Origin of the sequence: Pantanalinema sp. (assembly GCA_036704125.1) — a bacterium.
Taxonomy (GTDB): domain Bacteria; phylum Cyanobacteriota; class Sericytochromatia; order S15B-MN24; family UBA4093; genus JAGIBK01.
This window is the reverse complement of record DATNQI010000091.1, coordinates 1-11,408: the sequence shown is the minus strand read 5'-3', so window position 1 is coordinate 11,408 and position 11,408 is coordinate 1. Positions and strand designations below refer to the sequence as shown.

10 protein-coding genes are annotated in these 11,408 nt (G+C 68.0%); 4 read left to right on the top strand and 6 right to left on the bottom strand.

The window, feature by feature from the left end; genetic code table 11:
• Positions 1–118: 118 nt before the first annotated feature.
• The 3 genes from V6D00_14555 to V6D00_14545 all read left to right on the top strand — a co-directional run bounded on the left by V6D00_14555 (position 119) and on the right by V6D00_14545 (position 2,652).
• Complete coding sequence (locus tag V6D00_14555) at positions 119–1,330, top strand: hypothetical protein (GenBank protein ID HEY9900393.1); 1,212 nt, start codon at positions 119–121, stop codon at positions 1,328–1,330.
• 96 nt (positions 1,331–1,426) lie between these two features.
• On the top strand, positions 1,427–1,966 hold the full coding sequence (locus V6D00_14550; GenBank protein HEY9900392.1) for a hypothetical protein: 540 nt from the start codon (positions 1,427–1,429) through the stop codon (positions 1,964–1,966).
• A gap of 11 nt (positions 1,967–1,977) precedes the next feature.
• The gene (locus V6D00_14545; GenBank protein ID HEY9900391.1) at positions 1,978–2,652 is read left to right on the top strand and encodes a pentapeptide repeat-containing protein; all 675 of its coding nucleotides are present in this window, start codon (positions 1,978–1,980) and stop codon (positions 2,650–2,652) included.
• Positions 2,653–2,663: 11 nt separating this feature from the next.
• On the opposite strand, the gene V6D00_14540 is transcribed toward V6D00_14545, so the two are convergent.
• The 6 genes from V6D00_14540 to V6D00_14515 form a co-directional block, all read right to left on the bottom strand.
• Complete coding sequence (locus V6D00_14540; GenBank protein HEY9900390.1) at positions 2,664–3,425, bottom strand: HD domain-containing phosphohydrolase; 762 nt, start codon at positions 3,423–3,425, stop codon at positions 2,664–2,666.
• Positions 3,426–3,605: 180 nt separating this feature from the next.
• Positions 3,606–5,846 carry a sodium-translocating pyrophosphatase gene (locus tag V6D00_14535; protein ID HEY9900389.1) on the bottom strand — a complete coding sequence of 747 codons (2,241 nt, stop codon included), beginning with the start codon at positions 5,844–5,846 and terminating at the stop codon, positions 3,606–3,608.
• A 75-nt stretch (positions 5,847–5,921) separates the two neighbouring features.
• Positions 5,922–7,472, bottom strand: coding sequence for a diguanylate cyclase (locus tag V6D00_14530; protein ID HEY9900388.1), 1,551 nt, complete (start codon positions 7,470–7,472; stop codon positions 5,922–5,924).
• 44 nt (positions 7,473–7,516) lie between these two features.
• Entirely contained in the window at positions 7,517–7,864 is a 348-nt protein-coding gene (locus tag V6D00_14525) for an STAS domain-containing protein (GenBank protein ID HEY9900387.1), read from the bottom strand.
• Positions 7,861–8,319, bottom strand: a complete 459-nt coding sequence (locus tag V6D00_14520; protein ID HEY9900386.1) for an ATP-binding protein — start codon at positions 8,317–8,319, stop codon at positions 7,861–7,863. The genes V6D00_14525 and V6D00_14520 overlap by 4 nt, the downstream gene beginning before the upstream one ends.
• 67 nt (positions 8,320–8,386) lie before the next feature.
• On the bottom strand, positions 8,387–10,630 hold the full coding sequence (locus tag V6D00_14515) for a UvrD-helicase domain-containing protein (protein ID HEY9900385.1): 2,244 nt from the start codon (positions 10,628–10,630) through the stop codon (positions 8,387–8,389).
• Positions 10,631–10,788: 158 nt separating this feature from the next.
• Between V6D00_14515 and V6D00_14510 the strand changes: the two genes are divergently transcribed.
• Positions 10,789–11,295 (top strand): DNA recombination-mediator protein A, encoded by a 507-nt coding sequence (locus tag V6D00_14510; protein HEY9900384.1) that lies wholly within the window; start codon positions 10,789–10,791, stop codon positions 11,293–11,295.
• Positions 11,296–11,408 lie beyond the last annotated feature (113 nt).

Below are 11,408 nucleotides of genomic sequence, written 5' to 3'. Positions count from 1 at the left end.
GCCTTCGGCGACCCCAACGACGGCAGGCCCGCCAACCCCTTCAACCGCAACCCGAACGAGGGCGGGACGGGCATCCCCAACCCCTTCGGCAACAACTTCTAGAGGGGTCATGCATTCGATGCCGCAAGAAAGCGCCCTACCCCTCGTCGAGACTCCGAGTCGACCGCCTCGTCCCTGGGACGAGCTGCTCGGGGTCTTCCTCGTGTTCTGGGGGCTCTACGCCCTCTCGGGCGCCCTGCGCTGGACCCCCTACAACGCCCACGTCCACCTGGCGAGCGCCATGCTGCACGGCAGCTTCGCGCTGATCGACCCGCCGAAGCACTTCGAGATGACCCGCGTGGCCGGGCATGCCTACGTGGCCTACGGCATTGCCCCTGCCCTCCTGATGCTGCCCTTCGTCGCCGTGTTCGGCCTGGGGTTCCACCAGGCACTGTTCTCGGCGGCGCTCGGGGCGGTGGCCGTCGCCCTCTGGCACGACACCCTGCCGCGCATCGGCGTGGTCGGCCAGGCGCGCTACTGGCTGACGGGGCTCTTCGGGGCGGGCTCCCTGTTCTGGTTCTACAGCGGCCAGAGCGGCAACACCTGGGCCATGATGCACGTGGTCGCGGTGCTCGGGCTGATGCTCGCCATCCACGAGACGCTGGGCAAGCAGCGCGGCTGGCTGGTGGGCCTCGGCTTCGGCCTCGCCGTCCTCTCGCGCCAGCCGGTGCTCCTCTCGTTGCCCTTCTTTGCGGGCATGCTGTGGCGCGACGACCGCGCCACGGGGGGCAAGTCGTTCCGGCACAAGGCCGCGACCTTCGCGGCGGCCCTGGGCGCGCTCCTGGCCTTCAACGCCTTCTACAACGCCGCGCGCTTCGGCACCCCCTTCGACAACGGCTACAAGCGCGTCATCGTCGACACCACGCCGGGCGAGTTCCTGCGCTGGGGAATCTTCCACCTCAACTACTTCGCCCAGGAGTTCCACGGCTACTTCCTCAAGCTACCCCAGCGCCTGCCAAGCTTCCCATGGTTCGACCCCACCATGGACGGCTTCAGCATCTTCCTCTCGCTGCCCGCGCTGGTCTTCGCCCTCAAGGCCGACTACCGCAAGCGCCTCGACCTGCTCGCGCTCGCCGCCTGCCTCGGCATCCTGTCCATGTACCTGTTCTACTACTGGTCGGGCTACGCCCAGTTCGGGCGGCGCTACTCGGTCGACTTCCTGCCCTTCTGCATGCTGCTCATCGCCTCGGGCACCAAGGGACGCGTGACCCCGCTGCTCGTGGCCGTCACCCTCGCGGGCGCCCTGGTGCAGCTCTGGGGCCTGTTCTGGTGGGGGCTCAAGGGCTGGTAGTCTAAGCTTAACGAAAGCTTGCCGAGGAGTTTACCGCCTCGGCGGATCCCGCCCCGACAATCCCTCTTGAAGCGATCCGCGTCTCGGAGGTGCCCCATGGCCGTCAGTCTCAATAGCCCGGTGGTCTCGTATCCGCCCAGCTCGCGCCCTGCCGCTCCCTCGCTTGGCCTCGCAGCGGGCGCTCCCGCTGCCGTCCGCATCCCGCAGATGCGCCAGGCTGCCGCCACCAGCAGCATGCGGGCCGGCGGAGCGTACAAGACCACCCTCGGCGGCATGCTCAAGCAGATCCTCTCGCCCTTCGGCCTGCTCAAGACGGCGGGGCTCTCGGCGCTGCTCTCCTTCCCGCTCGCGGCCTTCTCGAACTTCCAGGACCTCCAGCAGGGCAACCTCACCAAGAAGCAGTTCGCGGTCAACACCGTGGCCGACGGCTTCGCCTACACCGCCGCGGGCACCCTCGGCTCGGTGGTGGGCGCCGTGGTGGGCACCCTCATCCCCATCCCCTTCCTCGGCACCGCCCTCGGGATGCTGGGCGGCATCGCCGTGGGCTCGCTGTTGGGCAAGCTCTACGACGAGCAGGTGCGCCCGCACTTCCGCGCCAACGTGGACACCACCCTGACCCAGGCAGGTCTACTCTAGGAGCCCATCTCTTGGCCAATCCCCGCAAGAAACCCGCCCCCCTCGGCATCCAGGCGCCGGATCTTTCCGAGACGCTGCAGGCGCCTCTTTTTCCGCCCGAGATAGGCAAGGGATCGCAGCTGAGCGACCTCGCCCTGAACGGGTGGGACTTCTCGGCGGGGCTGGGGGACGACCTCAGGCTCGAGCACGTCCTGATCGAGCAGGGGCGCCTCTCGGGGGCACGGATGAAGCGCGCCAGGCTGCGGGACCTCCGTTTCAAGCGCAGCGACCTTTCCAACGTGGACCTGGGGGATGCCTCGCTCGAGCGCGTCGAGGTGCTCGAAGGGCGCATGACCGGTCTCAAGGCCGTCCAGGCAACGTTTCACGACGTGCGCTTCGTGGACTGCAAGCTCGACTTCGCCCAGTTCCGCTTCGCCAGGTTCGACCGCGCGCGCTTCGAGCGGTGCGTCCTGCGAGAGGCGGACTTCCAGGGCGCGGACCTGCGGGGGGTGAGCTTCGCGGGATCCGACCTCACCGGCGCGCAGCTGAGCGGAGCGCAGCTCGTCGGCGCGGACTTCAGGGGGGCCCACCTGGAAGGGATCGGCGCCCGGCCCGAGGACCTCAAGGGCATGGTGATCGACGCGGGGCAGCTCATGGAGCTCTCCGGCTACTTCGCCGCCATGCTCGGCGTCAGCGTCGTGGACTGATTGAGACGCGCTTAGCTTCCGACTTCAGAAACCTGCTGCCCCTCCGCGAGCGCGGGGAAGACCTTGTCGGTGAAGAGGGCGATGAGGCGCGGGTCGTAGTGCAGGCCCGCGAGGTTCCGAAGCTCCGTCAGGGCGTCCTGGGGATCGAGCGCCTGGCGATAGGGCCGCGCGTGGGTGATGGCCTCGAAGGCGTCCGCCACCGCCAGGATGCGGGCGGGCAGGGGAATCTCGTCTCCGACCAGGCCGTCCGGATAGCCCGTGCCGTCGAAGCGCTCGTGGTGCCAGCGCACCCACCAGGCCGTGTCAGGCTCGTCGGCGATGGCGCGCGCCACCCCCTCGCCGACGATCGGATGGGATCCCAGGCGATCGCGCTCCTCCACCGAGAGCGGAGCGGTCTTGGCGAGGATCTCGGCGAAGTCCGCCTCCCCGACGTCGTGAAGGTACGCCGCCTCGGCCAGGGCCGCCAGGGCCTCGGCGTCGAGGCCCGCCGCCTCACCCAGGAGGCGGGCGGTGGTTGCGATGCGCGCGGCGTGGTCCGCGTCGTAGCCCTCGACCAGCGCCATGGCGGCCCCTTGCTCGGCGGGCGTGCGGCGCACGATGCGCGCTCGCGGCACGGCGAACGAGGCGAAGTCGCCGGAAAGCAGGCGCGAGGCCCAGGCGTCGATGCGGCTGCGCAGGCCCCCCTCCTCCACGGGGAGGAAGAGATAGACCAGATAGCAGACGGCCGCGAAGAGGCTGAGGTAGCCGACGACCCGGAGCAACCACTCGAGCAAGATTCTCTCCCGGAGTTCAAAGGAACTTGATTGTATCCCCCCACCCCCTAAGAGCATCCAACAAAACCAGGCATGTGTCGACGTTGGCCGCCGTGGGCGGCTGGAGGGAACAGTATTGTTGGACGCTCTCCCGCCCCACCGGGGGGCGGGGGGAAGAGAGGGAGCGGAGGGCTAGTCGCGCTAGAAGGCGCGGTGGACCATCAGGCCGATCATCAGGAGCGCCACGATGTTGACGATCTTGATCATCGGGTTGAGGGCGGGACCCGCGGTGTCCTTGAAGGGATCGCCCACCGTGTCGCCGACCACCGCCGCCTTGTGGGCCTCGGAGCCCTTGCCGCCGAAGTCCCCCATCTCGATGTACTTCTTGGCATTATCCCACGCTCCGCCGCCTGTTGCCATCATGAGGGCCATCATGAGGCCGGTGAGGATGACGCCGGCCAGCACCCCCCCCAGGGCCCTGGGCCCGCCCACGAAGCCCACCACCAGGGGCACGGCCACCGCCAGGAAGCCGGGCAGGAGCATCTGCCGGATGGCCGACTTCGTCACGATGTCGACGCACTTGCCGTACTCGGGCTTGCCCGTTCCTTCCATGATGCCCGGGATCTCGCGGAACTGGCGGCGCACCTCGACGATGACCGACTGGGCCGCCTCGCCCACCGCGTTCATGAACATGGAGCTCGCGAAGAAGGGCAGGACCCCGCCGATGAAGAGGCCGATGATGACGAGCGGATCCTGGAGGGTGTAGGCGATGGGCGCGAAGCTCCTGCCCAGCCGCGCGGCCTCCTCGGCGAAGGCCGTGTCCACCCGCTGGGTGAAGGTGATGAAGAGCGCCAGGGCCGCGAGCCCCGCCGAGCCGATCGCGTAGCCCTTGGTGACAGCCTTGGTGGTGTTGCCCACCGCGTCCAGGCTGTCGGTGATGGTGCGGACCTCGCGCGGCATGTGGCTCATCTCGGCGATGCCGCCCGCGTTGTCGGTGATGGGACCGAACGAGTCGATGGCCACCACCATCCCGGTGCTCGAGAGCATGGCGACGGCTGCGATCGCGATGCCGTACGTGCCCACGATGAGCGGGCTGGGCGGCACCACCCCCGCGGGCAGCGACGCTGCGATCGTGTCGGCCAGCCCCACCGTGGCGTAGTAGGCCGCGGCGATCCCGCCCGCGATGACGAGGATGGGGGCGAGCGTCGACTCCATCCCCACCGCGAGGCCCGCGATGATGTTGGTGGCGGCCCCCGTCTGGGAGGCCTTCGCGATCTCGCGGACCGGGCGATACGCCGTGGAGGTGTAGTACTCGGTGATCACCGTGATGAGGACCATGACCGCGAGCCCCACCAGCGAGGCCAGGAAGTAGGCCACCTGGCCCGTGATCGCCTGGTTGATGAAGTAGAACAGGACCGCCGAGATGACCGTCGAGACGATGGTGCCCTTGTAGAGGGCGCCCATGATGGCGTTGTTGGCGCCGAGCCTGACGAACCAGGACCCCACGATCGAAGCCACGATGGCCGCCCCCCCGAGCGCCAGCGGGAAGATCACCCCCACCGCCGAGCCGGGGAAGGCCATCTGGCCGAGCAGGATCGCCGCGACCATGGTCACCACGTAGGTCTCGAAGAGGTCCGCCCCCATGCCGGCGCAGTCGCCCACGTTGTCGCCCACGTTGTCCGCGATGACGGCGGGGTTGCGCGGGTCGTCCTCGGGGATGCCCGCCTCGACCTTGCCCACCAGGTCGGCGCCCACGTCGGCCGCCTTGGTGAAGATGCCCCCGCCCAGGCGCGCGAACAAGGAGATCAAGGAGGCGCCGAAGGCGAGGCCCTCGATGGCCATGTTGAACTGCTCGACCTCGCCGGGGCCGCTCCACAGGGCCAGGAAGATCCCCGCCACGCCCAGAAGCCCCAGGCCCACGACCGCCATGCCGGTCACCGCCCCGCCCTTGAAGGCCACCGACAGGGCCGAGGCGAGACCCTTCTCGGCGGCCTGGGCCGTGCGAACGTTGGCGCGCACCGAGATGTTCATGCCCACGTAGCCCGCGAGCGCCGAGAACACCGCCCCGATCACGAAGCCGATGGTGGGCACCGGGCTCTGGAAGGCGAAGCCCAGCAGGATGGCCAGCACCACCCCGACCACCGCGATGGTGCGGTACTGCCGGTTGAGGTAGGCCATGGCCCCCTCCTGGATGGCCCCCGAGATCTCCTGCATGCGCGCGTTGCCCGCGGGCTGGGCCACCACGTTGCGCGCCAGCAGCATGGAGTAGCCGAGCACCAGGAGCGAGGCCAGAACAGCCCCCCAGGTGACCGGCCCCAGAAGGGGCGCGACGACATCGAGAGGCAGGGTCTCGACGGGGAACTGGGCGTGCTGGAGGTGAGCCCCGGTGCTCAGGTGGTCTGCGATCGGCTGTGCGTGCGACTGTGCGATCGGGTGCGACATGAAGCCCCTCCTCTGCGATGGCATCCGGCGAAGCCATGCTAGGGAGGGGCCAAGCGAGGGACTAGTGCAAGATGGCTAAGAAACCTCGTGCGCCGTGGCCTCGGGAGCGTAGAGCGTCACCCGGTTGCGGCCGGTGCGCTTGGAGACGTAGAGGGCCTGATCGGCGAGCTCCATCAGCTGATCCTCGCTGGTCGCGTGCTCGGGGAAAGTCGCCACCCCGATGGAGACGGCCACGTGCAGGGTCTCGCCGTTGGGGCCGGGCAAATCCGTCGACTCGATGGCCTGGCGGATGCGCTCGGCGAGCAGCACGGCGCCCTCGGGGCCGGTCTCGGGCATCAGGACCATCATCTCCTCGCCGCCGTAGCGCGCGGGGATGTCCAGGTCCTCGCGGACGCACTTGCGGATGGTGGCGGCGACCAGCTTGAGGACCTCGTCGCCGGTGGCGTGGCCGTAGCTGTCGTTGAACTTCTTGAAGAAGTCGATGTCGATCATCATCAGGCCCAGGGGCGAGCCGTAGCGCTGGGAGCGGCGCATCTCCTCGACGAAGCGCTGCTCGAAGTGGCGCCGGATGTAGAGCTTGGTGAGGCCGTCGACGGTGGCGAGCTCGTAGAGGCGCGCGTTCTCGATGCTGGCCGCGGCCTGGACCGCGAGCGCCGCGAGGAGCTGGCAATCGCTGTCGGTGAACGAGCCGATGCCCATCCCCGCCTCCTTGTCGAAGACGGCAAGGACGCCCACCACCCGGTCTCTGACCTTGATGGGCACCGCCAGGCAGGTGAAGCTGTCCAGCTCGGCCGGGATCATGAGCGGGTCGTGCCAGATCTGGCCCTCGCCCGAGCGCAGCACGTCCTCGAGCCACAGCTCGCTGACCTTGAAGCGGGAGCCGACCGGCCAGTAGGTGAAGCCGAAGGCGGCCTCGAACTCGAACTGCTGGGCGTGGTCGTCGTAGCTCATGAGGATGCCGCGCCGCGCGTTGAGCAGCGACACCGCGTTGCCGACCAGCTCGCGGACGATGGTCTGGCGGTTGAGGCTCGAGTGGATGATGCTCGAGATCTCGTGAAGCCGCTCCAGCTCGACGACCTTGAGATCCAGCTTGAAGTTGAGGGCGTGGTTGTGGAGCGCGACCGCGATCTGGCGCGCCATGACCCCCAGCAGGTCCCGGTCGGTCGCCGAGTACGGCGCGCCGCCCAGCTTGTCCGAGAGGACCAAGAGGCCGTAGAACTGGCCCTTCATGACCAGGGGGATCCACAGGGTGGTCGGCAGCTGCGCGAGCACGTCCTCGTTCTGGGCGAGGAAGTGGCGCAGGGCGGGCTCGCGCTCCATCGCCTCGGCGTCGAGCGGGGTGTCGTTGGAGAGCCAGAAGCGCTCGGCGCGATCGCTCAGCTTGAGCACCAGCCGCTCCTCGACCCCGATCGCCGCCAGCATGGTCAGGCGGCGGGTCTCGGGCTGGCACTGGACGATGGTGGCCTTCGAGATGGCGAAGGTGCCCTTGATCATCCGCAGCACCGTGCGCATGGAGCCCTTCAGGTTCGAGTTGCTCGTGATCTCGGCGGCCATGTCCCCCAGACCCGACAGGCAGATCAGGAGGCGATCCAGCAGCTCGCTGGTGTTTTCGACGTCGGGCTCCATGGTTTCTCCGGCTCGGGGCTTCAAAAGGAGGTCTTCCCGGGGGCTCAGGCCAGGGCGCTGATCGCCTGCTCTTCGCTCTCCGCGATGATGGAGAACTGGGCGAGGCCCATGATCGTGAAGGTCTTGGAGATGGTCTTGGTCAGGCCGCAGAAGGCGAGCGAACCGTTGATCTCCTGCACCTTCTCGATCACCTCGATCAGGATGGAGATGCCGATCGAGTTGATGACCGTCGACTTCTCCATGTTGATGACGAGGCGCTTGACGCCCTCGCCCAGCAACGCGAGAGCGGCCTCGCCGATCTTCTCGCCGCCGAGGTTGTTGATGTAGCCGTCCGTGTAGAGCACGGCGTAATCGCCCTCCTTGCGCACGGTGACCGCGAACTGGTTGATCACTGGGAACCTCCCTTTTGCCGAAGCTTGATCATGGTAATCATCGTCCCGGTCTCACCGGAGACGATCTCGACGGAGTCCACCATGCTCTCGATGAGCATGAGGCCCCATCCCCGCTTGTAGTCGTCCTTGCCGCCGATCTTGGCGCCGATGTCCGGCGTGGGCACCGATTCCCGGTCGAAGCCCTGGCCGTAGTCCTGGATGACCACCATCAGGTCGTCGGGGCGCATCACGAAGCGGATGTAGACCTTGTTCTCCTGGGACTTGGAGTGCTCGAAGGCGTTGATGCAGGCCTCGATGAGGGCATGCTTGAGCTCGTCGATCTGGTCGGAATCGAAGTCCATGAACCCGGCAACGGCCTCGGCGGTCTGGGTCGCGGCGACCTCCATATTCTGCAATATGGGGATGGTCAGCTGGATCTCCTGCGGGAGATCCGAGGTGCCTGGTCTCTGGTTCAACATCCACCTCCGGCGCCACCCGCCTTGCTGCGGGCGCGGCAACGAGAAACGAAAACGAAGCGCCTGGCTAGTCCAGCCTCTCCAGCGGCGCGAAGCGCAGATCGAGGATCTTCTGGCCCAGGCCGGGGAAGGAGACCGCGAGGCAGACTCGTTCGCCCGATCCGATGATCCGGGCGACGACCCCGTGCCCGAAGGCCGGGTGAACGACGCGATCGCCCATGGCGAAGGGGGCAGAAACCTCGGCGGGAGGCTTCGAGGGGGCTCGGCGCAGTGAACGGCCCCTCGCCTCCTCTATGCCCGGATCCTCGGACCATGAAACATCCAGGCCTTCGTCGAGCCACGCCTCCTCGCGCCGGGCGATCGCCCTGCGCGGCGCGTCGGGAACGACCCGCGAGATGGTCCGCACCAGCTCCGCGGGCAGCTCTTCCAGAAAGCGCGAGGGGGTGGCGTACTGGGTCTGGCCGAAGAGCATGCGCCGGCCCGCGTGACTCAGGAACAGGCGCTCTCGGGCGCGGGTGATGCCCACGTAGCAGATCCGGCGCTCCTCCTCGATCTCCTCGGGGTGGTCGAGGGTGCGCTTGTGGGGGAAGAGCCCCTCCTCCATCCCGGCCAGGAAGACCACGGGGAACTCCAGGCCCTTGGCCGAGTGCAGGGTCATGAGGGTGACGGCCTCGCCCTCGGCGGCCTGGTCGGCGTCCGAGACGAGCGCCGCGCTCAGCAGGAAGGCCCCCAGCGAAGGATCGTCGCTCTCTTCCGAGAAGAGGCGCGCGCCCGTCACCAGCTCCTCCAGGTTCTCGACCCGGGCGCGGCCCTCGACGGTGTCGTCGCGGCGGTAGTCGGCCAAGAGGCCGCTCTCGTCGAGCATGCGCGCGAGGGTCTCGTGGACGCCCAGGTCCTCGCTCTTGCGGTGCCATTCCATCATCCAGGCGGAAAAGTCGGCGAGGGTCTTGCGGGGCTTGGGCCCCAGGGCGCTCACCTCGCCGAGGGCCGCCTCGAGCATGGAGACGCCCTTCTCGCGTGCGAACTCCTCGAGCCTGCCCAGGCTCGTGGCGCCGAGGCCCCGGCGCGGGACGTTGGCGATCCGGCAGAAGGCCGCGTCGTCGGAGGGGTTGAAGGCCAGGCGCAGGTAAGCGATGGCGTCCTTGATCTCGCGGCGCTCGTAGAAGCGGGTGCCGCCCACCAGGCGGTAGGGGATGCCCCAGCGCATCAGCTCGTCCTCGAAGGCGCGGGACTGGGCGTTGGTGCGGTAGAGCACGGCGATCGCCTCGGGGCCGTAACCGTCCTGCCGCAAGGGCCCCCGGATCTGCTCGACCACCCAGCCGGCCTCGCCCCGCTCGTCCTCGGCCTCGTAGACCGTGAGCTTCTCGCCCTCGGGGTTGCTCGTCCAGAGCTCCTTGGGGTAGCGCTCGGTGTTGTTTTCGATGACGGCGTTGGCCGCCTCCAGGATGCGGCCGGTCGAGCGGTAGTTCTCCACGAGGGTGACGACCCTGGCGTCGGGAAAGTCCTGCTGGAACTGCAGGATGATCCGGAAGTCCGCGGCGCGGAACGAGTAGATGCTCTGGTCCACGTCGCCCACCACGCACAGGTTGTGGTGGCCCGAGGCCAAGAGCGAGACCAGCTGGTACTGGGTCTGGTTGGTGTCCTGGTACTCGTCGACCAGCACGTGCCTGAAGCGCTTGCGGTACTTGTCGAGGACGTCGGGGGCCGCCCGGAAGAGACGGACCGCCAGCAGCAGCAGGTCGTCGAAGTCCAGGGCGTTCTGGCGCACCAGCTCCTGCTGGTAGTAGGCGTAGACGCTGCCGATGGCCTGGGCGGTGCGGCCGCGGGCCTCGGCCTGGTAGCGCGCGACGTCCTGGCCGTGGCTCTTGGCGCGCGAGATGGCCGAGAGCACCGAGCGCGGGGGGTAGGCCTTGTCGTCGAGGGCCAGGCGGGCGAGTCCGTCCTTGACCACCGTCAGCTGCTCGGAGTCGTCGTAGATCACGAAGTTGCGCCGGTAGCGATCGCCAAGCAGCTCGATGTCCTCGCGCAGGATCCGCGCGCAGATCGAGTGGAAGGTCCCCACCCACATGCCGTAGGCCTTGATGTCGTCGGCCTGAAGGAGGACGTCGAGGCGCTCCTTGAGCTCCTTGGCGGCCTTGTTGGTGAAGGTGACGGCCAGGATCTCGTGGGGGCGGGCGTGGTGCTCGCGCAGCAGGTGGGCGATGCGGTGAGTCAGGACGCGGGTCTTGCCGGATCCGGCCCCCGCGAGGATCAGCAGCGGGCCCTGGACGTGCTCGACAGCCGCTTGCTGCACCGGATTGAGGGTGGCCATGACTTCTCCTTAACCGCTGGACGGGAGAGAATCAACCGTGCTATTCTCTCGGGACAATCCTTAGTTTATGGGCTCGAAGAGCCGGCGTCGAGACCTTGACCCGGCGGCCCGGGGATCGCTGACCACCTATCACTCACTCGAGGGGGACCCCGCATCCTATGGACGTTACCACCGCTTCGCCCCAGACCGTCGACGCCTTCATGGCCGAGCTCCAGACGATCCAGTCGTCCGGCTCCAAGAAGATCGCGATCCTCGGCACCCGCCACATCTCGTTGACCCACCAGCAGCTGATCGAGATGCTCGCCTACGCGCTGGCGCTCACCGGCAACAACGTCCTCACCTCGGGCGCCGCCGGCACCAACTCGGCGGTCATCAAGGGCGTGCAGCGCGCCAACCCCGGCAACCTCACGGTCGTCCTGCCCCAGACCCTGTCGCAGCAGAGCGCCGAGAGCCAGGAGCTCCTGAGCACCCTGCCCAACGTGCGCGAGCACTCCGAGCGCCGCCTGCTGACCCTGGCGCAGGCCTCGCAGATGTGCAACCAGGAGATCATCGACAGCTGTCAGCAGCTCATCTGCTTCCTCTACCACTCCAGCCACACCCTCATGGAGTCGGTCAAGTACGCCCAGGAGAAGCACAAGGTCGTCACCTCCTTCTACCTGGACTAGGCTGAAGCAACCCCCTTCAACCCGCACGCCGAGCGCGCCGATCCCAACATGGGATCGGCGCGCTCGGCGTTCGAGGCGACCGAAAGGGCCGGGAGCGAGTGTTGACGGTCATG